At 61.0% G+C, this 23,406-nt stretch carries 18 protein-coding genes; 8 read left to right on the top strand and 10 right to left on the bottom strand.

The window, feature by feature from the left end:
• Nucleotides 1-174 precede the first annotated feature (174 nt).
• A complete protein-coding gene (locus SBC1_RS06420; RefSeq protein ID WP_165088948.1) occupies nucleotides 175-414 on the top strand; it encodes a hypothetical protein in 240 nt (79 codons plus the stop codon).
• 231 nt (nucleotides 415-645) lie between these two features.
• On the opposite strand, the gene def is transcribed toward SBC1_RS06420, so the two are convergent.
• The 4 genes from def to smc all read right to left on the bottom strand — a co-directional run bounded on the left by def (nucleotide 646) and on the right by smc (nucleotide 8,407).
• Nucleotides 646-1,179, bottom strand: coding sequence for a peptide deformylase (gene def, locus SBC1_RS06415; RefSeq protein WP_165088944.1), 534 nt, complete (start codon nucleotides 1,177-1,179; stop codon nucleotides 646-648).
• Nucleotides 1,176-3,272, bottom strand: coding sequence for an NAD-dependent DNA ligase LigA (gene ligA, locus SBC1_RS06410; RefSeq protein WP_165088941.1), 2,097 nt, complete (start codon nucleotides 3,270-3,272; stop codon nucleotides 1,176-1,178). The genes def and ligA overlap by 4 nt, the downstream gene beginning before the upstream one ends.
• Before the next feature lie 136 nt (nucleotides 3,273-3,408).
• A complete protein-coding gene (locus tag SBC1_RS06405) occupies nucleotides 3,409-4,644 on the bottom strand; it encodes a cell division protein ZipA C-terminal FtsZ-binding domain-containing protein (protein ID WP_165088938.1) in 1,236 nt (411 codons plus the stop codon).
• A gap of 247 nt (nucleotides 4,645-4,891) precedes the next feature.
• A complete protein-coding gene (smc, locus tag SBC1_RS06400) occupies nucleotides 4,892-8,407 on the bottom strand; it encodes a chromosome segregation protein SMC (protein WP_165088933.1) in 3,516 nt (1,171 codons plus the stop codon).
• Between the two features lie 504 nt (nucleotides 8,408-8,911).
• On the opposite strand from smc, the gene dapC reads away from it, so the two are divergent.
• The 6 genes from dapC (at nucleotide 8,912) to cls (ending at nucleotide 15,047) form a co-directional block, all read left to right on the top strand.
• Nucleotides 8,912-10,162, top strand: a complete 1,251-nt coding sequence (dapC, locus tag SBC1_RS06395; RefSeq protein WP_241202037.1) for a succinyldiaminopimelate transaminase — start codon at nucleotides 8,912-8,914, stop codon at nucleotides 10,160-10,162.
• Nucleotides 10,163-10,189: 27 nt separating this feature from the next.
• Nucleotides 10,190-11,017 (top strand): 2,3,4,5-tetrahydropyridine-2,6-dicarboxylate N-succinyltransferase, encoded by an 828-nt coding sequence (dapD, locus tag SBC1_RS06390; RefSeq protein ID WP_165088925.1) that lies wholly within the window; start codon nucleotides 10,190-10,192, stop codon nucleotides 11,015-11,017.
• A 3-nt stretch (nucleotides 11,018-11,020) separates the two neighbouring features.
• Nucleotides 11,021-11,383 carry an ArsC family reductase gene (locus tag SBC1_RS06385; protein ID WP_165088921.1) on the top strand — a complete coding sequence of 121 codons (363 nt, stop codon included), beginning with the start codon at nucleotides 11,021-11,023 and terminating at the stop codon, nucleotides 11,381-11,383.
• Nucleotides 11,384-11,497: 114 nt separating this feature from the next.
• Nucleotides 11,498-12,637 (top strand): succinyl-diaminopimelate desuccinylase, encoded by a 1,140-nt coding sequence (gene dapE, locus SBC1_RS06380; protein ID WP_165088918.1) that lies wholly within the window; start codon nucleotides 11,498-11,500, stop codon nucleotides 12,635-12,637.
• A 28-nt stretch (nucleotides 12,638-12,665) separates the two neighbouring features.
• Nucleotides 12,666-13,550 (top strand): 50S ribosomal protein L3 N(5)-glutamine methyltransferase, encoded by an 885-nt coding sequence (gene prmB / locus SBC1_RS06375; protein WP_165088915.1) that lies wholly within the window; start codon nucleotides 12,666-12,668, stop codon nucleotides 13,548-13,550.
• Nucleotides 13,551-13,583: 33 nt separating this feature from the next.
• Entirely contained in the window at nucleotides 13,584-15,047 is a 1,464-nt protein-coding gene (cls, locus tag SBC1_RS06370; RefSeq protein ID WP_165088912.1) for a cardiolipin synthase, read from the top strand.
• A 7-nt stretch (nucleotides 15,048-15,054) separates the two neighbouring features.
• Here the strand turns inward: cls and SBC1_RS06365 are convergent, their stop codons facing one another.
• From SBC1_RS06365 to SBC1_RS06350, 4 genes are all read right to left on the bottom strand, one after another.
• Nucleotides 15,055-15,969, bottom strand: coding sequence for a dihydrodipicolinate synthase family protein (locus tag SBC1_RS06365; RefSeq protein WP_206366023.1), 915 nt, complete (start codon nucleotides 15,967-15,969; stop codon nucleotides 15,055-15,057).
• Between the two features lie 25 nt (nucleotides 15,970-15,994).
• Complete coding sequence (locus SBC1_RS06360) at nucleotides 15,995-17,707, bottom strand: IlvD/Edd family dehydratase (protein ID WP_165088907.1); 1,713 nt, start codon at nucleotides 17,705-17,707, stop codon at nucleotides 15,995-15,997.
• 74 nt (nucleotides 17,708-17,781) lie between these two features.
• Nucleotides 17,782-18,549: a FadR/GntR family transcriptional regulator gene (locus tag SBC1_RS06355; protein ID WP_165088903.1), complete on the bottom strand. Its 768-nt coding sequence runs from the start codon at nucleotides 18,547-18,549 to the stop codon at nucleotides 17,782-17,784.
• A gap of 370 nt (nucleotides 18,550-18,919) precedes the next feature.
• Nucleotides 18,920-19,399 (bottom strand): glutathione peroxidase, encoded by a 480-nt coding sequence (locus SBC1_RS06350; protein ID WP_165088899.1) that lies wholly within the window; start codon nucleotides 19,397-19,399, stop codon nucleotides 18,920-18,922.
• Nucleotides 19,400-19,578: 179 nt separating this feature from the next.
• On the opposite strand from SBC1_RS06350, the gene SBC1_RS06345 reads away from it, so the two are divergent.
• A complete protein-coding gene (locus tag SBC1_RS06345) occupies nucleotides 19,579-21,516 on the top strand; it encodes an ATP-binding cassette domain-containing protein (RefSeq protein WP_165088894.1) in 1,938 nt (645 codons plus the stop codon).
• Nucleotides 21,517-21,536: 20 nt separating this feature from the next.
• Here SBC1_RS06345 and SBC1_RS06340 read toward each other — a convergent pair whose 3' ends face one another.
• Complete coding sequence (locus tag SBC1_RS06340; protein WP_165088891.1) at nucleotides 21,537-21,800, bottom strand: DUF2866 domain-containing protein; 264 nt, start codon at nucleotides 21,798-21,800, stop codon at nucleotides 21,537-21,539.
• A gap of 170 nt (nucleotides 21,801-21,970) precedes the next feature.
• Complete coding sequence (radA, locus tag SBC1_RS06335; RefSeq protein ID WP_165088888.1) at nucleotides 21,971-23,359, bottom strand: DNA repair protein RadA; 1,389 nt, start codon at nucleotides 23,357-23,359, stop codon at nucleotides 21,971-21,973.
• Nucleotides 23,360-23,406 lie beyond the last annotated feature (47 nt).

Below are 23,406 nucleotides of genomic sequence, written 5' to 3'. Positions count from 1 at the left end.
GAAAACGAGGAAATTATTACCAATCGATGCGATCGGCACCCGCCGATCGCATCGATTTTTTTTGGCCAACTTTTTGGCTAAAGAAAATATGACACATGACCGTTAGTCAGATACACGCGCAATTTACCGCTTCGAGTCGCGTGTGCTTGGGCGTTGAGCTACTGGAGAATTGCCATGTCCGTTGAGATCATTGTTCGCGAAACCAAAACCGGCCTCGAAATCGTCAGCGGCCGACGCCGACTCGATGCGCTGCTCGCCGTGCGCGACGAAGTCGTCGTGACGAGCCCGGGTGTGGGTGAAGTTGTCATCGCGCGATTGCCGGACGGACGCCTGCAGGCATCGGCGAATCCGGAGCACATTGCATTGTTTCGCCAGCCGGAAATGGCGTCGGGAACCAAGAAAAGTTTCGCTTGAGGATGAAGCCGCCTGGCTTCGGCGGTTTTTGATTCCTTGATGCATAAATGACCCGACGAAACGGTCGGATCCCGTGCGGCACGGCTGAGTGGGCGCCAGTTAATCATGCAATCATGCCCCGCGACAAAAACTGCGTCGCGCCAAGCCACTTCACCAAACAAAAGGGGCCGCGATTCATCGCGGCCCTTATTTCGTCCAGCGGCTGACCCTGTCAAACCGCCCCTCTACCGGTCAATCATCGCTTTTCGGGTCGAGTCCTGGAAACAGGACCTCAGTAAAGCCAAACTTCGAGAAGTCCGTGACGCGCATGGGGTAAAGCTTGCCGATCAAATGATCGCATTCGTGCTGCACGACGCGCGCGTGAAAGCCTTCGGCCAGCCGTTCGATAGGCGAGCCGTACTGATCGAACCCCTGATAGCGGATCATGGAATACCGTTGCACGGCCCCGCGCAGGCCCGGCACTGACAAACACCCTTCCCAGCCTTCCTCCATGTCATGCGAGACGGGCGTAATGATCGGGTTGATAAGCACCGTTTCCGGCACTGGTTGAGCCTCCGGATAACGCTCGTTCTGCGCGAAACCGAAGATCACAACTTGCAAATCCACGCCAATCTGCGGTGCGGCCAAGCCTGCACCGTTTGCATGGCGCATGGTGTCGAACATGTCTTCAACCAGAGCGTGCAGCTCGGGGGTATCGAAGTGATCAACCGACTCGGCAATACGCAACAAACGCGGATCGCCCATCTTGAGGATTTCGCGAATCATGGGGTTTCTCCCTCCAAAAGCTTGCGCATACCATCTTCGTCGAGCACCGGGACGCCGAGTTCCTCAGCCTTCACAAGCTTGCTGCCCGCCTCCGCTCCCGCCACCACGTAATCCGTCTTCTTCGACACCGATCCCGCCACTTTCGCGCCCGCCGCCTCCAGCATCTCCTTCGCGTCTTCGCGGGACAGATTAGGCAGCGTGCCGGTGAGCACGACCGTCTTCCCAGCGAGCACGCCCTGCGGCGCTTTCGGCGCGGGCGGGCCTTCGGGCCAGGTTACCTTGCCCGGCGCGCGCAGCTGCTCGATCACCATCTGGTTATGCGCTTCGCTGAAAAAATTGTGCAGCGACTCGGCCACGACCGGGCCAACATCGTTCACTTCCAGCAATTCCTCGACGCTCGCCGCCATGATCGGATCGAGCGAGCCGAAATGCTTGGCGAGGTCCTTCGCCGTCGATTCTCCAACGTGACGAATACCGAGCGCGTACAGAAAACGCGGCAACGTGGTTTGCTTCGCCTTTTCGAGAGAATCGTACAGATTCTGGGCGGATTTATCGGCGAAACGGTCCAAAGCGGCAAGCGTCGCCACGCCAAGATTGAACAGGTCCGCTGGCGTACGCACGATGTTCTGCTCGACCAGTTGGTCGATGATTTTCTCACCCAGCCCGTCGATATCCAGCGCGCGCCGCTGCGCGAAATGCCACAACGCCTGCTTGCGTTGAGCGGGACAGATCAGGCCGCCCGTGCAACGCGCGATGGCTTCGTCAGGGAGCCTTTCGATCTTCGATCCGCATACCGGGCACTCGGTCGGCATCACGAACTCGCGGGCATCGTCCGGACGCCGGTCGAGGATCGCGCCAACCACTTCGGGGATAACATCGCCGGCACGCCGCACAATCACCGTATCGCCAATACGTATGTCTTTGCGCCGAACCTCGTCTTCGTTATGCAACGTGGCATTCGTTACCGTCGCGCCCCCGACGAACACAGGCGTGAGACGCGCGACCGGTGTGATGGCGCCCGTACGGCCGACTTGAACGTCGATAGCCAGCAACTGCGTGAGCGCTTCCTGCGCGGGAAATTTGTGCGCGAGCGCAAAGCGCGGTGCACGCGAAACGAAACCCAGCTTGTCCTGCTCGTCGCGCTGGTTGACCTTGTAGACCACGCCGTCGATGTCATACGGCAAACCATCGCGTTTCTCGCCCGTCTTGCGGAAGAACTCGAGCAGGCCTTCAGCGCCCTGCACCACTCCGCGCTCCGCGTTGACCGGCAGGCCCATTTCCTTGTACCAGTCGAGCAGCGCCGAGTGCGAAACCGGCATCTCCGCACCTTCCAGCACGCCAATTCCATAAGCGAAAAACGACAACTGGCGCTGCGCGGTCATCTTGGGATCGAGTTGCCGCAAACCACCAGCCGCCGCATTACGCGGATTCGCAAACTCGCGCTGTTCGGCCTCGCGTTGCCGCGCGTTGACCTTCTCAAAATCGCGCTTGAACATGAGCACTTCGCCGCGCACATCGAGCCGCTTCGGAATATTCTTGCCCTTGAGTTTCAGGGGGATCGAGCGGATGGTGCGGACGTTTTCGGTGACCTCTTCGCCCGTCGCACCGTCACCGCGCGTGGCCGCCTGAACGAAGATGCCGTTGTCATAGCGCAAGGAAATGGCCAAGCCGTCGAATTTCAGCTCGCACGCGTATTCGACGGGCGTGTGACCGAGCATATCGGCGACCCGTTTGTCGAACGCGATAATGTCTTCGTCAGCGAAACCGTTGTTCAGCGAAAGCATGGGCACGTCATGCGTGACCGGCTGAAAACCCGTTGCGACCTGACCGCCGACGCGTTGCGTGGGGGAATCGGGCGTGATCAATTCCGGCTGATTTGCCTCGATTTGCTGCAGTTCCTTGAACAGGAGATCGTATTCTGCGTCGGGCAGATCCGGCTGATCGAGAACGTAATACGCGTAGTTGGCGCGCTCAAGTTCCGTGCGCAACCACGCGGCGCGCTCAGCCGGCCGCTCGGCACTGGCGATGGGCGCACCGGACAGAGTGGAGACGGACGAATCAGCTTTGGCAGCAGCTTTCGGTTTGGCAGACATGCGGCGAGACAGGATGGAAAGTTAGAAGGAAACTGACCTGTTGATTGTCTCAGAGATCAGCTGATCGTGGCATCGGCCGTGTAGCCGATGCCTTACGAAAACCGCTAACTGTCCAACGGCCGCCGCCGTAAGATCCTTACTGGCTGAACAAGCGCCGCGTGGCGGGAGAACCCGCTGGAATCCCGGCCTGCTCGAGCTTCGCGTACAGCGTCATCAACTGCTTTTCAATAGCAAGCAGCGACGACTCCGGCAACGGCCGGCGCTGGTCATCGACCACGCGTGCGCCAATGCGCTCGGAGAGCGACTTCGCGTAATCGCACATCAGGCGGAACGGCAGGATGTCTTCGTCGGCCACCGGTACGTCCAGGACCAGCGTAATCATCTGGCCACCCTTGTAGGTCAGGTCGTCGCGCAGGAAGTTGGTATCGCCGAAAAGCAGCATGAACACCGGGTTCTGGCGTGCATCCAGCTTGACGAAACGCGTGCCGTCGCGCGACAGCAGCAAACCATCCTGCGAGGCCACCGCCTGCACGTAGTTGGCCGACCACGGCGCGCCATCGGAGAGAATGTTGATCGACAATTGCGCGTCGCATTGAGCCGCGAACGCGTCGAGTTCGCGCGCCATGCCGACCGTTTCCAGCATGTCGGGAAATTCGGGGGAACCGTCTATAGCATCGGCGAAACGCTGTACGCCCGTGACAAACTCCGAGAACTCCAGTTCGTTCAGCGGGCCGCCGCGATTGGCCAGTTGTGCCGCCGCACGCAATTCTTCATAACGGGCGCCGTTCTTGAGCAATTCCCAGGTCGTGCCACCCTCCGGCTTACCTTCTATATGCACGGGCTTGGCGCCCGCACGGCGCAGCTTCTGCGCGCTCGGGATGAGCTTCTCAGCGGGAATGGGGGCAAGCAACCGAATAGGCACCACGCAATCGATCCGCCGGTCCACGATAGCCGGCGGCGCCGATGAAATCGTGGTCGCTGCGGGCAAAACGGGTTCGTCATCGTCGTCAAGGATGGGGGACGAATCCGGCTCCAGAAAATCGCCATTCACCGATGTCGCTTCAGCCTGGATATCGACCGCGGTATCGGCCGGCGCAACCGTAGAGAGCGGCGCACCGCCGAAACTGGGCTCGACCCGCGTTGCCGGCGCATCACCCTCGCCCATGGCGGGTTCGCGCCGCACCGGGCGCGTAGGTTCAATGAATGGCTGCTCCTCGTCGGTGTCGCTGCGCGCTATCGACTCCGCCGCTTCGTCAGGCATCGGCCGCGGCATCTTGCGGCGCACTTTGGCGCCCTGCCACGCGTTGTACACCACCACGCCGCCTACCACTACGGCACCCGCTCCAATCAACCCGAGGGTCAACTCGTCCATGCACTCTCCGTCATTCTTTTCTGGTTGCGCTCTCGGCGCGCTTGGCAGCGCTATTGAGGCATCCGGCGCTCGATTGAGCGCTTGTTGAGCTTACGCTGCGCGATCTGCGCCCCACGCGGTGCTAAAGATGCATCCGAAGGTGCATCCGAACTGCGTGGGTCACTCCGCGCCTGCGCGCCAAAACCGGCCTCCCAGGCCGGTTTTCAATACTATCTTGCTGTCCGTTCTAAAAAACCCGGCCAAACGTTCAGGCATTCTGGGCGAAACCCGCCGCAGATTCCATATCCACGGCAACAATCCGCGAGACGCCCTGTTCCTGCATCGTCACGCCGATCAGTTGTTGCGCCATTTCCATTGCGATCTTGTTGTGCGAGATGAAGAGGAATTGCGTCTTCTCCGACATCGCCCGCACGAGGTTCGCAAAGCGCTCTGTGTTGGCGTCGTCGAGGGGCGCATCCACTTCGTCCAGCAGACAGAACGGTGCCGGATTCAACTGGAACATCGCAAACACGAGAGCGGTAGCGGTAAGGGCCTTTTCGCCTCCCGACAACAAGTGAATGGTCGAATTCTTTTTGCCCGGCGGTTGCGCGAGCACTTGCACGCCGGCATCGAGAATTTCGTCGCCGGTCATCACGAGTTTCGCCTGACCACCGCCGAAAAGACGCGGAAAAAGCTCGCCGAAATGACGGTTCACTTCGTCGAACGTGCCTTGCAGCAACGAACGGGTTTCCTGGTCGATCCTGTGGATCGCGTCCTCCAGCGTGCCGATGGCGTCGTTCAAATCCGCCGATTGCGCGTCCAGGAACGCCTTGCGCTCGCTGGCCGCGGCGAGTTCGTCGAGCGCAGCCATGTTCACGGCGCCAAGCGCCGCGATCGCGTTGTTCAGTCGCGTAACTTCGCCTTGCAGATACGACGGTTTCAGATCCGGCGTGAGCTTGGCCTGCAACTCGGCTTCATCCACACCCGCCGCAGCCAGTTGTTCGACAAACTGCTCGCCGCTGATGCGTGCCGCCTGCTCTTTCAACTGCAATTCGTTGATCTTGTCGCGTAACGGCTGAAGCGAACGTTCCGCGATAAGCCGCAATTCGTCGGCCTGACGCAGTCGCGCCGTGAGATCGTCGAGTTCGAGACGGGCCGAGTGCAACGCCTCTTCCTTGACCGCGCGCAATTCGAGCGCATCCTGCAAGCCGGTGTGCGCCGTTTGCTCGTTGATCGTTTCAAGTTCGGCGCGGGCGTCTTCCAGTGCACCGGCCACGCGTTCGCTCTGGTCCTTCGCCGTTTCAATGTTGCGCCGGTATTCCTCGATCTTCGCCGCGAGCCCGCGCGCCGCGAAGCTGGCGTCGGTGGCCGCGCGTTCGAGGTCGCGCGCTTCCTGGCGTGCGTTGGTCAGCGCTTCGTCGAGTGCTTCGAACGCCAGTTGATGGTCTTCGAAACGCGCCTGCAACTCGGCGAGCTCGCCGTCGTGGCGCTCGAAATTCGCTTCCGATTCCGCGCGCAACGCACGCTGTTCGTCGATTTGCGCCGTGATTTCCGCCAGTTCCTCGCGAATCTGCGTGCTGCGCTGCATGTAGCGCTCGTGCGCCTGCGCGAGCTTCAACACATCCATTTGCAACGCATGGACGCGTTGGGTTGCGCGTTCGGCGGAGGAGCGGGCATCGCCCAAACTCGCCGATGCCTGCGTGTGCGCCGCTTCCGCCCGTACAGCCGCGGCCTTGGCTTCATCGGCGAGCAGTGCTTGCGCACGCGCTTGCTTCGTCAGGTTCTCGATTTCCTGCTGGCGGGCGAGCATGCCGGCCTGCTCGGAGTCAGCGGCGTAGAGTTGCACGCCGACGCGCGTCACCACGTGCCCAGCCTTCACCACGAACGCAGCGCCGTCCGGCAATTGCGAACGCGAGGCAAGCGCCTGGGCGATGTCATCGGAGACAAAAACTTGGCCCAGCCAGTCGGTCAGTACGGCGCGCAAACCAGCGTCGTCGATACGGATCAGGGCCAGCAGCGGTCGCAAGCCAGCAGGCGTTTCCTGCGGGCGGCCGGCGATAGGCGGTGCATAAAACGCGAGCTTGGCGGGAGGAGCGTCAGTCGCGAACGCCTTCACCCAGTCGAGATTCGATACTTCCAACGCCGCGATTCGCTCACGCAGAACCGACTCCAGCGCCGTTTCCCAACCCGCTTCAACGTGCAGCTTTTTCCACAGGCGCGGCAACGAACCGAGTTCGTGTTTATCGAGCCACGGCTGGATCTTGCCTTCGGTCTGGACGTTTTCCTGCAACTGCTTCAACGCCGCGAGCCGCGCTTCCAACTGGTGAATCTGCGCGCTCTCTGCCTGCACTTTCTCTTGCGCCGCGCGGCGCTCGCCATCCAGACGCGGCAGCGTATCTTGCGCATCGGAGAGACGGGCTTGCGCTTCAGCGAGAATTTCTTCGTGCTCGGCCAGTTGCATCCGCAACTCTTCGAGCTGCGCTTCGTCCGGCGCGTCCAGCCCGCCCGCTTCGCTTTTCAGGCGTTCGTGACGCTGCTGCAACTGCTGCAGTTGCTGATCGGCATTGCGCTGATGCGCGGCCTCGAGTTTCAACGCCTGCTCAGTCTGCGCGATACCGCCGCGCTCCGCGTTCAACTCGGTCTGGGCGTCGCGAAAACGCGCTTCGAGCGCGGGCAGTTCGTCGTGTTTCGCGGCCGCCGTTTCCTGCGCGATCGCTGCCTTTTCCTCGCCGATAGCCAGCGCCTCTTCGGCATCCGTGATCTCGCCGCGGGCCTTCTCGGCTTGCATCTGCCATTGTTCGCGCTGGGCGCTCAATGCAGCGATCTGCGCCTGCACCCGATTGCGCGATTCCACGATAAAGCGGATCTCCGCCTCGAGCTTGGCCACTTCCGAGTTCGCTTCGTACAGCGAGCCCTGAGCGCCCTGCATGGCGTCGCTCGCGCTGTAGTGCGCCACGCGCAAGGTTTCCAGTTGCGCTTCGACTTCCCGCAGCTTGGCGGTTTGTGCTTCGAGTTCGATCTGCGCGTCGCTGATTGCGCGCTGTTGGCGCTCCGACTCGTTGCCTGCTTCGTTCTTGCGCAACAACCACAGGAGCCGCTGCTTTTCTTCGCCGTCGGCCTGAAGCGCCTTGTATTTCGTTGCGACGACAGCCTGGGCCTCGAGCTTCTCCAGATTCGCGCTCAACTCGCGCACGATGTCTTCCACGCGGGTCAGGTTTTCGCGGGTATCGTGCAGACGGTTTTCGGTCTCGCGGCGGCGTTCCTTGTACTTGGACACGCCAGCGGCTTCTTCCAGGAACACCCGCAGCTCTTCCGGCTTCGCTTCGATAATCCGCGCGATCATGCCCTGCCCGATGATCGCGTAGGCACGCGGCCCGAGGCCCGTACCGAGGAAAATGTCCTGGATATCGCGGCGCCGGGCCGGCAGGTTGTTGATGTAGTAGCTCGACGTGCCGTCGCGCGTGAGGACGCGCTTGACGGCGATTTCGGCGTAGGTGCCCCACTGGCCGGCGGCGCGGCCATCGGCGTTGTCGAAGATGAGTTCGACGCTGGCGCGGCTGCCGGGCTTCCTCGCCGTGGAGCCGTTGAAGATCACGTCCTGCATCGACTCGCCGCGCAGCTCGGAAGCGCGCGATTCGCCGAGCACCCAGCGCACGGCGTCGATGATGTTCGATTTGCCGCAGCCATTCGGGCCCACGACGCCGACAAGCTGGCCTGGGACCTGGAAATGGGTGGGATCGACGAAGGACTTGAAGCCAGCGAGTTTTATCGAGGTCAGACGCACGGCGATATCGCTGATTGAAAAGAATTCGGGAGAACGGGCCGGCGGGCCTCCGAGCCGTGATGCTTGTGCGGCAGGAGATAACGACTAACGCCGGTCGAAAACGCTCGGGCGGTGGGTTGAACCCCGTCGAATCAAAGCTCGATACGAAGCGACGGCACGCAACCCGTGGTCCTGTTGCTCGACGGCTTATATAACCTCTATAACCCACCGCGAGCATGCAACCCGGCGAACGGTGACAATCATACCATCGCCAGTCTTGAATTCTTTTGGTTTGCTGACACGGGGGTTTTTGCTCGCAACGGTCGGCGGGTCGGGGTTCTGCAGGGGTCGATGCCGGTCGATTTCGGCTTGCCGGCGGTGGCAGTAGTCCATCGGCGGCGCACTGCGGAAGCGGCCCCCTGGGCCCCGGCAAACCTTCCTCAACGCGCCAGCAAACCCAACCTGGGGCTGGGAGGGAGCTATAATCCGAGCCTTGTCGTTTCATTGTCCGCACCCGACTTCGCCGTGAATCCACTTCTCCAGAAACTTCAGCCGTATCCATTCGAAAAGCTGCGTGCGCTATTCAAAGGCGTCACGCCGCGCGCGGATCTGGCACCGATCAGCTTCGGTATAGGCGAGCCGAAACACGCAACGCCGACGCTGATCCGCGAGGCAGTCGTGAATGCGATGTCCGGCCTCGCGTCCTATCCGGCCACCGCCGGCAGCGAGCCGTTGCGTCAAGCCATTGCTGACTGGACGAAACAGCGATACGGCCTGCCCGCCGTCAACGCGGCCACGGAAGTCCTGCCGGTTTCCGGCTCGCGCGAAGCACTTTTTTCGCTCGCCCAGACAGTGATCGACAGCCGCAGCACCAGCGAGGCGCCCGTTGTCGTCTGCCCGAATCCGTTCTATCAGATCTACGAAGGCGCAGCGCTGCTGGCCGGCGCCGAACCGTACTTCGTGAACAGCAATCCGGCGCGCAACTTCGCCTGTGATTACGCAGCCGTCCCCGACGCCGTCTGGGCTCGCACCCAATTGCTCTACGTCTGCTCGCCGGGCAACCCGACCGGCGCCGTGCTGACGCTCGACGACTGGCGCGAGCTATTCGCGCTCTCGGATCGGCATGGCTTCGTGATCGCCTCCGATGAATGCTATTCCGAGATCTATTTCAACGAAGCCACGCCTCCGCTGGGCGGACTGGAAGCCGCGCACAAGCTGGGTCGCGGTTTCGAACGGCTGGTGATGCTGTCGAGCTTGTCCAAGCGCTCGAACGTGCCCGGCATGCGCTCGGGTTTTGTCGCCGGGGATGCGTCGATACTCAAGCAATTCCTGCTCTACCGCACCTATCATGGCGCAGCGCTCTCGCCCATGTTCCAGGCGGCGAGCGTCGTTGCCTGGAAAGACGAAGCGCATGTGCGCGACAACCGCGCGCTGTACTTGAAGAAATTCACGACCGTCACCCCCATGCTCGCCGAGGTGCTCGACGTCCGTCTGCCAGACGCCGCTTTCTATCTGTGGGCGAACGTGGCGCGCACCGGCCTGTCCGACACCGAGTTCGCTGCCCGCCTTTACGCCGACTATAATGTGACGGTTTTGCCAGGCTCGTACTTGGCAAGAGACGCCCACGGCACGAATCCCGGCAGCGGCTTCATTCGCATTGCGCTGGTCGCCGATGTCGACGAATGTGTGGAAGGTGCACGGCGTATCGTCGAATTTTGCAGCACGCTTATACAGCACGCTCACGCAGCGTCGGCTGGCACAGTAACCCCTCCTTAAATCGCAGCACTCACTTAAGTCACGACCATGTCGCAACAACTTCAGCAGATCATCGATACCGCCTGGGACAACCGTGCCGAGCTGTCGCCGAAAGCCGCCCCGGCCGAGGTGCGCGACGCCGTCGCTCACGCCATCGAGCAACTCGACAAAGGCCAGTTGCGCGTCGCCGAGAAACGGGACGGCGAATGGGTGGTCAATCAATGGCTGAAGAAAGCGGTATTGCTGTCGTTCCGCCTGGAAGACAACGCGCCCATGCCGGCTGGCGGATACAGCCAGTTCTACGACAAAGTGCCGTCGAAGTTCGCCAATTACACCGCTGAAGATTTCGCTGCGGGCGGCTTTCGCGTCGTGCCTCCGGCCATTGCGCGCCGCGGTGCGTTTATCGCTAAAAACGTTGTGTTGATGCCGTCGTATACGAACATCGGCGCTTATGTTGATGAAGGCACGATGGTCGATACCTGGGCCACCGTCGGTTCATGTGCGCAGATCGGCAAGAACGTGCATTTGTCGGGCGGAGTGGGCATTGGCGGCGTGCTGGAACCGCTGCAGGCAAACCCGGTGATCATCGAAGATAACTGCTTCATTGGCGCGCGTTCGGAAGTGGTGGAAGGCGTGATCGTGGAAGAGAACTCGGTCATCTCCATGGGCGTGTATCTCGGTCAAAGCACCAAGATTTATGACCGCGAAACGGGTTCGGTCACGTATGGCCGCATTCCGGCGGGCTCGGTGGTGGTGGCGGGCAACCTGCCTTCGAAGGACGGTTCGCACAGCCTGTACTGCGCGGTGATCGTGAAGAAGGTGGACGCGAAAACGCGCGCCAAGGTCGGCCTGAACGAGTTGCTGCGAGGCGATTGATCCATGGCCGCGAAAAAGATCGTCGTGTATGGAATTCCGAATTGCGACACCGTGAGAAAAGCGCGCGTGTGGCTGGAAGAACATGACGTGCCGTTCGAATTCTATGACTTCAAGAAAGCCGGGGTATCGACGGCCTTGTTGCAGGACTGGCTGAAGGACGTCACGCTCGACGAACTGATCAATCGGCGCGGCACGACCTGGCGCGGTCTGTCGGACACCTACAAGGACGAAGCCGGCTCCACGGCCGGCGCGATCGCGTTGATGATCCACAAGCCGTCGATCATCAAGCGGCCCGTGCTCGTGGTCAACGGCCGTGTGAAATCACTCGGTTTCGATGCTGAGAAGTACGAAACGCTGTTCGTTTAAGGTTTGAGCTTTAGGCTTTAAGCGCAGCATCGCGTGCCCCCTTATAAAAGACGCGCGAATCTTGATCCCTGCCGGCCGCCGCGCCGGCATTTTTATTGAAAGTGGCTCGAATCCATGTCCGGCACCCTTCTTCTCTCGGAACAACTCATCGCGCGCGCGTCTGTCACGCCCGACGACCAGCATTGCCAAAACTTGCTGATCGAGCGGTTATCGGCGATAGGCTTCGAGTGCGAAACGATCGCGTCCGGCGGCGTCACGAACCTCTGGGCCGTGAAACGCGGCACGGACGGAACCGACGGCAAGTTGCTCGCGTTCGCCGGCCACACCGACGTCGTGCCGACTGGTCCGCTGGAACAATGGACATCGCCGCCGTTCGTGCCAACCCACCGCGACGGCAAGCTGTACGGCCGCGGCTCGGCGGACATGAAGACGTCGATCGCGGCATTCGTTGTGTCGAGCGAAGAGTTCGTCGCGGCGCACCCGGCACACCGCGGCTCGCTCGCGTTCCTGATCACCAGCGACGAAGAAGGCCCCGCCACCGACGGCACGGTCAAGGTGATCGAAGCACTAAAGGCACGTGGCGAGCGGCTGGACTATTGCATTGTCGGGGAACCCACCTCCAGCGCCACGCTCGGCGATATGGTCAAGAATGGCCGGCGCGGTTCCATGTCCGGCAAACTGGTCGTGAAAGGCGTGCAAGGGCATATTGCTTATCCGCATCTCGCGAAGAATCCAATTCATTTGCTCGCGCCCGCACTGGCTGAACTGGTTTCCACGCATTGGGACAACGGCAACGAATATTTCCCGCCGACCACGTGGCAAGTGTCCAACCTGCATAGCGGCACGGGCGCAACGAACGTGATCCCGGGTCACATCGAGCTGATGTTCAATTTCCGCTTCTCCACGGCGAGCACGGTGGAAGGGCTGCAAAGCCGCGTTCATGCAATCCTCGATAAACACGCGCTGGACTACGATCTCGCGTGGAGCGTGAGCGGCCTGCCGTTCCTCACGCCGCGTGGCACGTTGTCGAACGCGCTGGAACAAGCCATTCTCGATGAAACCGGCGTGCGCACCGAACTGTCCACCACGGGGGGCACGTCGGATGGCCGCTTCATTGCTCGCATCTGCGAACAGGTGGTCGAGTTCGGACCGCCCAACGGCAGCATTCACAAGATCGACGAGCATGTTGAAGTCGCGTTTATCGAACCGTTGAAAAACGTCTATAGGCGTGTGCTTGAAACCCTGCTTGCCTGATCCGACTCACTCTTATAAGGAGCCTGCGATGGCGCTTCCCTTCACCACCGTTCGCGATCTGCTGCGTTTTGCCGTGTCGCGTTTTACAGAGGCAGACTTGTCATTTGGCCACGGTTCATCGAATGCTTTCGATGAAGCCGCGTACCTCGTGCTGCATACCCTGCACTTGCCGCTCGACACCCTCGATCCGTTCCTCGACGCACGCCTGCTGGATACCGAAATTGATGCCATCATGAAAGTGATCGAGCGCCGCGCGACGGATCGTGTACCGGCGGCGTACATCACGAACGAAGCGTGGATGCACGGCCACCGTTTCTACGTGGATGAGCGTGTGATCGTGCCGCGTTCGTTTATCGGCGAGTTGCTGCAGGATGGCTTGCAGCCCTATGTGCAGGACCCCGACGAAGTGTCGCGCGTGCTGGAACTCTGCACGGGCTCCGGCTGCCTCGCGATTCTCGCGGCGCAGGCGTTCCAGAATGCCGACATTGACGCGGTCGATATCTCCGCGACCGCGCTGGAAGTCGCGCATCGGAACGTGGACGACTACGACCTGGATTCGCGCGTCGCGTTGTATGAGGGCGATCTGTTCGCGCCGCTGCCCGTTGGCCGCTACGAAGTCATCATCACAAATCCGCCGTACGTCAACGCGCTGGCTATGCAGACGCTGCCCGCTGAATACCGCCACGAGCCGGAACTCGCACTCGCGGGCGGCGCGGACGGTATGGACATCGTGAAGCGGATCGTGGGTGAAGCGCGCAAGTGGCTGACCGAAGACGGCGTGCTGGTCGTCGAAATCGGCAACGAACGGGCCAACGTGGAAGCTACGCTCGGCGGCCTCGACATTGTCTGGCTCTCGACCAGCGCCGGCGACGACAACGTGTTTCTCATTCAGGCAGCCGACTTGCCGGGCTGACGGCGCAACTCTCGACTTCCAGGCACCGCGTACATGCACTTCGAGTGGCAGGACTGGCTTCATCTCGGCACGTTTGTAATGGTCGCCCATTTGCTGGGCGCGGCCGCCGCATGCCACGCGGTGCTCAACACGCGCACATCGCAAGGCGCGGTCGCGTGGGCCGTGTCGCTTGTAGCCATGCCGTACTTCACGCTGATCCCGTATCTTTTCCTCGGGCGCAGCAAATTCGCCGGCTACATTGACGCGCGCCGACTGGAAAACGAGATCCTGCGCAAGAGCGCGCACCCGACAGAATGGAATTTTCCCGATGAAGCCGCCCGTCTGCGCGGCGCGGCAGCGGGGGACCCCGCGGAGTATCTGGGCCATCCGACCATACGCGCATTGACGCGCTTGAGCGGCATGCCGTTTTTGCGCGGCAATTCGGTGCGCGTGCTGATCAACGGCGACGCCACGTTCGATGCAATCTTCAAAGCTATCGACGCGGCGAACGTCTATGTGATCGTGCAGTTCTTCATCGTCCGCGACGATGATCTCGGCAATAAGCTGAAAGACCTGCTGATCAGGAAAGCGCAGCAAGGCGTGCGCGTTTATTTTCTCTACGACAGCATCGGCAGCTTTGATTTGCCCAAACGCTATGTCAACACCTTGCGCGCAGGCGGCGTGCAAACGCATCCGTTCGCGACCAAGCGCAAGTTCGTCAATCGCTTCCAGATCAACTTCCGTAATCATCGAAAGATCGTGGTTGTTGACGGTGAATGCGCATTCGTCGGCGGTCACAACGTGGGTGTGGAATATCTCGGCGCGAATCCGCGTTTGTCGCCATGGCGCGATACCCACATTGAAGTGCGCGGTCCGGCGGTCGCCAGCATCCAGTTCGTGTTTATTGAAGACTGGTACTGGGCGACGCAACGCATTCCGGAAGTGGAAGCGTCGAAAACATCAACGGACGACATGAGTTGCCTCATCCTCGCGAGCGGCCCCGCCGACCATCAGGAAACCTGCTCGCTGTTTTTCGTCGAGGCGATCAACGCGGCGCGTTCGCGTATCTGGATCACGACGCCGTATCTCATCCCCGACGAAGCCGTGTTCTCCGCGCTGCGGCTCGCCGTCTTGCGCGGCGTGGACGTGCGCATCCTGATTCCGAGCCGCCGCGATCATCGCGTGGTGTTCGCGGCGTCAAAACTCTATGCCTACGATGCGCTGCTAGCAGGCGTGAAAATCTTTCGATATCGCCCGGGCTTCCTGCATCAGAAGGTTGTGCTGGTGGACGACATGTCCGCCGCCATTGGCAGCGCGAATCTCGACAACCGCTCGTTTCGTCTCAACTTCGAGATCATGGTCCTGACCGTGGACCGGGGTTTTGCCAGCGAAGTCGAGAAAATGCTGCTCGACGACTTCGCGCAATCGTGGGAAATCAGCCGCGACGACTATCTCGGCGCCCCCGCGTGGCGCCGCATGGCGATGCACGTCGCGCGCCTGTTTTCACCGATTCTTTGACGCGGTTTTAACCCGCGTAAGGCCCGAGGCTATCGGCGAATCGCCGTGCACACTCCAGACCGAATGCACTCGGCACAATCCCGCGATCGTGCCTGACCTCAAACCCCATTCGCCATGCCGCGATGCGCTTGCCATAACAGGTGAGCGCATCGAGCGACTGCATCACGAAAACAATCGCCGGCAGCACGTCCTCATAATGCCGCTGCGCCGTGGTCGGATCGTGCGCGAATTCCCGATAGATTTCGATCTGATGATCGAAGCTATCCGGCGCGACGATCATGCCAGCGCAGCCGGCGCGCAGGTTGTCGAGCAACTCCTGGCCGCCGCGTCCGTTAAACACAGGCATTGTGCTGCCGGCCGCAGCCAGGCAGCCGATGGTCGTACGCAATACCGTCGCCGCGCCCTCGCCTTTCAGCCAGCGGAAGTTCGGACATTGCTGCGCTAGTTCGGCGAGCGCTTCCGGCGACAAGCCGACACCCAGATACTCGGGTGCGTTTTGAATGCCCGCACCGGCCGCGTCGGCCAAACCGTTCATTACGCCGGCGAAGAAATCGAAGTAGAAGCGTTCTTGCTCAGTGCGCGTTGAGGGCGGTTGCAAGATCAGCCATTGCGCACCGTGCGCCACAGCCCAGTTGCCGAATTCGGTCTGCTCCAGGATTGTGTCGCCGGTGACGGTAACCGCCAACGGTACGCGAGATCCAATGTCCTCGCGCGCCCAGTTCACAAGCAGCTCACGCTCAGTGCGCGACAACCGCTGCACCTCGGTTGCAAGACCAAGTATCACGATGCCAGGGGCACCCGCAGCAATGGTCCGCTCGACCTGCACACGCATGGCCTCACGATCAAGCTGGTTGTGTTCATCGAAATAGGCGTAGAGGACCGGCCAGATGCCGGCGGGCGAATAGTCATTCTTCAAAGTCATATGCGTCGGGCCTGATCTTCAATGGTCAGTGAGAATCGCGCGGCACGGGTGCGCCGCTCGCGCCGACCAGGAAATCGAGGTCCGCGCCCTGGTCCGCCTGCAGCACGTGATCGACATAGAGCTTCACATAACCGCGCAGTGGCGACGCCGGCTTGGACCACAAAGCACGCCGGCGCTCGAGTTCATCATCGGATACTTCGAGATGCAGGCGGCGCGCCTCGACATCGAGTTCGATCATGTCGCCGGTCTGCACGAGCGCGAGCGGACCGCCCGCTGCCGCTTCAGGCGACACATGCAACACGACCGTGCCGTACGCGGTGCCGCTCATCCGGCCATCCGAGATGCGAACCATGTCCGTAATGCCCTTTTGCAGCACTTTTTTCGGCAGCGGCATGTTGCCGACTTCGGCGAACCCCGGATAGCCCTTCGGCCCCGCACCCTTTAACACCATGACGCAGTGCTCGTCGATATCGAGCGTTTCGTCGTCCACTTTCGCGTGCAACTCCTCCACGGTTTCGAACACGACCGCGCGGCCGCGATGTTTGAGCAAATGTTGTGTTGCCGCCGATGGTTTGATCACGGCGCCGTTCGGCGCGAGATTTCCCCTCAGCACGGCGATACCGGCCTTCGGCTTGAATGGCGTGTCAAACAGCGTGATGACCTTCTCGTCGTCATTGCGGGCGCTGGACACGTTGTCCCAGATCGTCTTGCCGTTCACGGTCAGCGCGTCCTTGTGCAGCAAACCCTGTTCGCCAAGCTGCTTCAACACGGCTGGCAAGCCGCCGGCGTAGTAGAAGTCCTCCATCAGATATTCGCCCGATGGCTGGAGGTTCACGAGGCACGGCACGTCCGAACCCAGCTCCCAATCGTCGAGCGTCAACGGCACGCCAATGCGCTTGGCGAGTGCGATCAGATGCACCACCGCGTTCGTCGATCCGCCAATCGCCGCATTGGTACGGATTGCGTTCTCGAAGGCTTCGCGCGTGAGAATACGGTCCATTGTGAGGTCTTCGTGCACCATGTCGACAATACGCCGGCCTGCCATATGCGCGAGTACCTGACGCCGTGCATCGACGGCGGGAATGGCCGCGTTATGCGGTAAGCCCATGCCGAGCGCTTCGACCATCGACGCCATGGTAGAGGCCGTGCCCATCGTCATGCAATGTCCTCGTGAACGGTTCATGCACGACTCGGCTTCAGTGAATTCCTCTTGCGTCATCGTGCCCGCCCGCACTTCCTCCGACATCTGCCAAACTCCGGTGCCCGATCCGATTGGCTTGCCGCGATACCGGCCGTTCAACATCGGTCCGCCAGACACGGCGAGCGCGGGCAGGTTGCACGATGCCGCGCCCATCAGCAACGCAGGCGTGGTCTTGTCGCAGCCGACAAGCAGGATCACGCCGTCAAGCGGGTTGCCGCGAATTGATTCCTCAACATCCATGGACGCGAGATTGCGAAACAGCATGGCGGTCGGTCTCAGGTTCGACTCGCCGAGGGACATCACAGGGAATTCGAGCGGCAGTCCGCCCGCCTCGCGAACACCACGTTTCACGTATTCGGCCAGCTCGCGAAAATGGGCGTTGCAAGGCGTCAGTTCCGACCAGGTGTTGCAGATGCCGATCACCGGACGGCCATCGAAATTGTCGTGGGGAATGCCCTGATTTTTCATCCACGAGCGATGAATGAAACCATCTTTGCCGTGGGTACCGAACCATTGTTGCGAGCGAAGTTTGCGCATGCCGTGTCTCCTGGCGTGGGGCTGTTGTGGGTTGTTATGAAGGATGGATGCGCCGGTTTGAGGGCCGCGCGCGATCATCCAATGTCATGGTCCTGTGAGTCCGCCTGGCAGGTCGCCCGATCGCCGCTGTCAACCGCGGCATGGACAGCGCCCTTCTCCAACGCATTGAAGTCACGTTGGGTGGCAAGCAGCAGCCGCGTCATTGCAGCGTGTGCCTCTGCGGGCTGACGGCTCCGGATTGCATCGAGCACCTCTCGATGCTGTTCCAGCGATGCCTGCGCGGACAGCGCCTGCTTGCCGGTCAGGCGAATGCCTGCGTCCAGCGCGGCCCGGACGGTGCCGATCAGTTGCGTGAAGACCCAATTCCCCGCCGCATCGATAATGCCCGAGTGAAAAGCGACATCTGCCGCCGCCCAGCCCGCGCCGCGCGTGCCGTCCGCCTCGCTGGCCATGGCGTTCAGCGAAGCTTCTATACGTACAAGATCACGCTCGGACGCCCTTGCCGCAGCAAGTTCGGCGGCACGCGGTTCGATCAACAGACGCGCTTCGACCAGTGCCTGGAAAAACGACACGTCCTGTACGCGCAAGACCGCCGCGCTCAAAACCGACGCGTCCAGTAACTTCCACGACCCGCGCGCGAGAACGGTTGCGCCCTTGCGTCGCCGGCTCTCGATCAGGCCGAGTGAAGCGAGCTTCTGCATCGCCTCGCGCGCCGCTGTACGGCTTACGCCGTACGCGGCGGCGAGTTCCATTTCGTTCGGCAAGGACGAGCCGACCGGGTAACCGCCCGAGACAATCGCGTCGACCAGATGGACAACAATCGCCTCATGCAGCTTCGTCATGGTTGGCGAGCCTGCGTTTTCTAATTTCATCGCAGCGGCAAACTGATGTGGATCGAAAAATTAAATCATACATAATTCCCCATAGAACATGGAATATGTACGACATAATTTCACACTCACCATAACGGATAAGAGCCGTTGCCGATCGCGTCAGGCTGCCTGCAGACGTCGCCGAGCCCTCAGACGCAAACCGTTCCCGAGCAGTACAGACGTGTAGAAGAACCCGGGGGCTTGCCCGGGGACGCATGGTAAGGAAATTTTGATCGGCGACGCCCGGCCGGACGACGCCTTTTGGAAACCAGACAATGCGGCCATGCGCCCGACCGATGTCTTTGCCCCGGTCATCCAAGTCGCTGGCGCAAATCGGGCGTCAGAGCAGCTTTTCGATATCGCTGGAAAGCGCATCCGGCTTCGTCACCGAGCCGAACCGGGTGACCACGTTGCCTTCCTTGTCTACCAGGAACTTCGTGAAGTTCCACTTGATACCTTCGGTCCCCAGCACGCCCGGCGCTTCCTCGGTCAGATAGCGGAATAGCGGATGCGCATTCGCCCCGTTCACGTCGATCTTTGCAAACATAGGGAACGTGACGCCGTAGTTCTGCTCGCAAAAGCTGCCAATTTGAGCGGCATTGCCTGGTTCCTGCTTGCCGAACTGGTTGCACGGGAAGCCCAGCACCGCAAACCCGCGATCCGCGTAACGTTCGTATAGCTCCTGCAGACCCTTGTACTGCGGCGTGAATCCGCACTCGCTTGCAGTGTTCACGATCAACAGCACCTTGCCCTGATAACTGTCCATGCTGACGGTCTCGCCGCCGAGGGTTTCCGCCGAAAACGAGTAGATAGGGTTCATTCGATGCTCCGCTTGAAAAAATCCAGTCTAAGCGAAACGCAGGTCAAAAAACATTCAGCCGAACGGCCAACGGCGCGCCAATTTGCGTCAACGTTATGCACCAGAGTCGATGAGCCGGCGACGCACACCCGCGCCAGTCTAAAATAGCGTTTTCCCGTACTTGCCTGGGTCTCCACGCCGTGATTCGTTTCAACCAGTTCAGCCTTGCCCGCGGCACCAAACCGCTCTTCGAACAGACCACGTTCGCGCTCAATCCTGGCGAAAAGGCGGGGCTCATCGGCGCTAACGGGGCGGGCAAAACCACGCTCTTCTCCGTGCTGCGCGGCGATCTGCACTCCGACGGCGGCGATTTCTCGATGCCGCCATCGTGGCAAATCGCGCACGTCGCGCAGGAAACGCCCGCCGTGGACCGCACCGCGCTCGACTACACGCTTGACGGCGACACGCAATTGCGGCGCATTGAAGCCCGGATTGCGGCGGCATCGGCGGCTCACGATGGCGCCGCTGAAGCTGACGCGCACGCCGCTTTCGCCGACGCAGACGGTTACACCGCGCCCGCCCGCGCCGAAACCCTGTTGATCGGCCTGGGCTTCACGCTCGCGCAAACAAAGGAGCCGGTGACAAGCTTCTCCGGCGGCTGGCGCATGCGCCTGAACCTGGCGCAAGCGCTGATGTGCCGCTCGGACCTGCTGTTGCTGGACGAACCCACGAACCACCTGGATCTCGACGCGATCATCTGGCTGGAAGACTGGCTGCATCGCTATCCGGGAACGCTGATCGTGATCTCGCACGATCGCGAGTTCCTGGATTCCGTCTGTAACGTGACGCTGCATCTGGAGAACCGGCAGATCAAGCGTTACGGCGGCAATTACAGCCAGTTCGAAATCCTGCGCGCGCAGCAAATTGCGTTGCAACAGAGCGCGTATGTGAAGCAGCAAAAGACAGTGGAGCATCTGCAAAGCTTCATCAACCGGTTCAAGGCGCAGGCGACCAAGGCCAAGCAGGCGCAAAGCCGCGTGAAGGCGCTGGAGCGCATGGAGATCATCGCGCCGGCGCATGCTTCTTCGCCATTCACGTTCGAGTTTCGCGCACCCGATGCCTCGCCGAACCCGATGATGGTGATGGAGACCGTGCGCTGCGGGTATAGAACGGACGCGGGTGAAGTGCCGATCGTGGAAGGCGTGACGCTGTCCATTCAGAGCGGTCAGCGAATCGGCTTACTGGGCGCGAACGGTCAGGGGAAATCGACGCTCATCAAGACGCTGGCCGGCACGCTTGAAGCGTTGAGCGGCACAGTGCGCGAGGGCAAGGGCTTGAGGATCGGCTATTTCGCGCAGCATCAGCTCGAAACGCTGCGTCCCCAAGACTCCGCGCTAGAGCATGTTGCGCGCCTCGCGCCCGATACACGCGAACAGGAATTACGCGATTTCCTCGGCGGCTTCAATTTTTCCGGCGAAATGGCGACCGCAAAGATCGCGCCGTTTTCCGGGGGAGAAAAGGCCCGGCTCGCGCTTGCGCTGATCATCTGGCAAAAGCCCAACTTGCTGCTGCTCGACGAACCGACGAACCATCTGGATCTCGAAACGCGTCACGCGCTGACCATGGCGCTCGCGCAGTTCGAAGGCACATTGATCCTGGTGTCGCACGATCGCCATTTGCTGCGTGCGACCACGGATAATTTCATGCTCGTGGCCAAACATCGGCTACAGCCGTTCGACGGCGATCTCGACGACTATCGCGACTGGCTGCTGCAACATGCGGCCGAGCAGCGGGCGGCGGTCAAGGATATGGGCAGCAATGGTTCAACAGACGATTCGCTGGAATCTGGGCAGAACCGCAAGGAGCAGCGTCGCCTAGAGGCACAAGAGCGGCAGAAACTCTCGCATTTGAAAAAGCCGCTGCAATCGCGGATTTCGAAGATCGAGAAGGAGATGGACAAGCTGAATGCCGAGAAAGCGCAGCTCGATATTTTCGTGGCAGATTCGGCCAGTTACGAACCTGCCATGAAGACGAAACTCACGGAATCGATTCGCCGTCAGGCCGATGTGAACGGTCAGCTAGAAGCACTCGAAGCGCAATGGCTCGAGGCGCATGAAGAACTGGAGCAGATTGGCTGAAACCCGCTGCTCAATCTGCCCTAGCGCCGGGGCAGCGTTTGCCGCGGCATTCCTTCGTCGTCCACCAGGACGTGTTTGCGTCCCTTCACGTGGCACCGAATGGTCGCCACTACCTCATCTTCGGTCACGTCTTCGGCCACTACGCGACGCGATATCTGCCCTTCAGCGTCGATCCACTCGACGATCCGACACCCGCCGCCCCATGGCTGCTGAATGGGCGCGGACACTCGGCAGCCGCGCAGATGGAATGAAGGGCGAGACAAAGTTTGATCTGCGTGTTTCAAGGCGTAGTCCTTTTTCCTTTTCCGCTCGTATCCGGGTTTGTCGCGATACAAGGATAGAAAAAGCACGCCCCGCGTGGGTTACACGAACCTCGCGGTTTTTTACACGACATTACTAAGGGACCGATCGACGGCGCCCTCGGAAACTGGCTCCAACTCGCCGTCGAGCAGCTTCAGGCCAGCGAACGCACGCGATCGATCGCCTCTTCAATCCGATCGACTGCAATCACTTCCAGTCCCTCGATAGGCTGTTTCGGCGCATTCGCCTTTGGAATCAGCGCGATCGAAAAGCCCAGTTTCGCGGCCTCCTTCAAGCGATCCTGGCCGCGTGGCGACGGCCTGATTTCACCCGCCAGCCCTACTTCGCCGAACACGATCAGACCCTTGGGCAACGCCTTGTTACGCATTGACGAATGGATTGCGAGCAATACAGCCAGATCGGCCGCGGGTTCCGTGATCTTCACGCCGCCCACCGCGTTCAGGAATACATCCTGATCGAAGCACGCAATGCCCGCATGCCTATGCAACACGGCCAGCAGCAATGCGAGCCGGTTCTGCTCCAGCCCTACGGCGAGACGGCGCGGATTCGGGACATGCGCGGTATCGACAAGCGCCTGCACCTCCACCAATAACGGCCGCGAACCTTCCTGCGTCACCAGCACGCACGAGCCCGGCACGCTCTGCTCATGCTGCGATAAAAACAGCGCCGACGGATTCGCCACGCCACGCAAACCGCGCTCGGTCATCGCGAATACGCCAAGCTCGTTCACCGCGCCGAAACGGTTCTTGAACGCGCGCACGAGCCGGAACGATGAGTGGGTATCGCCCTCGAAGTACAGCACCGTGTCCACGATGTGTTCGAGCACGCGCGGTCCCGCGAGATTGCCTTCCTTCGTCACGTGCCCGACCATGATGATGGCCGTGCCCGTCTGCTTTGCGATCCGCGTGAGTTGCGCCGCGCATTCGCGCACCTGCGCAACCGATCCTGGCGCAGAAGTCAGCGCTTCGGAATAAACGGTCTGGATTGAATCGATGACCGCAACTTCAGGCCGTTCTGTATCAATAGTTGCCTGGATTCGCTCGAGCTGGATTTCCGCGAGCAAGCGCAAGTCGGGCGCTGCGTGGCCGGAATCGCCGAGCAGGCCTAGCCGCTGCGCGCGCAACGCGATCTGCGCGCCGGACTCTTCGCCGCTGATATAAAGCGCGGGTCGCTCACGGGCGATCTCCGCCAGCGATTGCAGCAGCAGCGTGGATTTTCCAATGCCCGGGTCGCCGCCGATCAGCACCACGCCGCCGGCCACCAGACCGCCGCCCAGCACGCGGTCGAATTCACCAATGCCCGTGGTAAAGCGCGGCACGTCCGACGCTTCGATCTCGGACAAGCGCTGCACCGGAGAGGTCTTCGCGAGTGCTTGAAAGCGATGCGCCGAGGGCGATTCCGCCACCGACTCGACCAGCGTGTTCCACGCTCCGCATGCGGGACATTGACCCTGCCATTTTGGCGCCTGACCGCCGCAGTCACTGCATACGTATAGTGTCTTGACCTTCGCTACTTTCGCCACTCGCCTTCCTGAATTCCGTCGTTATTCTGTCTTACCTACCCAAACAA

The sequence above is a fragment of the Caballeronia sp. SBC1 genome (genome assembly GCF_011493005.1).
GTDB lineage: Bacteria > Pseudomonadota > Gammaproteobacteria > Burkholderiales > Burkholderiaceae > Caballeronia.
Note: the sequence above shows the minus strand (reverse complement) of the source record. Positions and strands in the feature narration are given on the sequence as shown.

Coding starts and splice junctions, on each gene's coding strand:
- SBC1_RS06420 (WP_165088948.1), top strand. CDS start 175: ATGTCCGTTGAGATCATTGTTCGCGAAACCAAAACCGGCCTCGAAATC.
- def (WP_165088944.1), bottom strand. CDS start 1,179: ATGATTCGCGAAATCCTCAAGATGGGCGATCCGCGTTTGTTGCGTATT.
- ligA (WP_165088941.1), bottom strand. CDS start 3,272: ATGTCTGCCAAACCGAAAGCTGCTGCCAAAGCTGATTCGTCCGTCTCC.
- SBC1_RS06405 (WP_165088938.1), bottom strand. CDS start 4,644: ATGGACGAGTTGACCCTCGGGTTGATTGGAGCGGGTGCCGTAGTGGTA.
- dapD (WP_165088925.1), top strand. CDS start 10,190: ATGTCGCAACAACTTCAGCAGATCATCGATACCGCCTGGGACAACCGT.
- SBC1_RS06385 (WP_165088921.1), top strand. CDS start 11,021: ATGGCCGCGAAAAAGATCGTCGTGTATGGAATTCCGAATTGCGACACC.
- dapE (WP_165088918.1), top strand. CDS start 11,498: ATGTCCGGCACCCTTCTTCTCTCGGAACAACTCATCGCGCGCGCGTCT.
- prmB (WP_165088915.1), top strand. CDS start 12,666: ATGGCGCTTCCCTTCACCACCGTTCGCGATCTGCTGCGTTTTGCCGTG.
- cls (WP_165088912.1), top strand. CDS start 13,584: ATGCACTTCGAGTGGCAGGACTGGCTTCATCTCGGCACGTTTGTAATG.
- SBC1_RS06365 (WP_206366023.1), bottom strand. CDS start 15,969: ATGACTTTGAAGAATGACTATTCGCCCGCCGGCATCTGGCCGGTCCTC.
- SBC1_RS06360 (WP_165088907.1), bottom strand. CDS start 17,707: ATGCGCAAACTTCGCTCGCAACAATGGTTCGGTACCCACGGCAAAGAT.
- SBC1_RS06355 (WP_165088903.1), bottom strand. CDS start 18,549: ATGACGAAGCTGCATGAGGCGATTGTTGTCCATCTGGTCGACGCGATT.
- SBC1_RS06350 (WP_165088899.1), bottom strand. CDS start 19,399: ATGAACCCTATCTACTCGTTTTCGGCGGAAACCCTCGGCGGCGAGACC.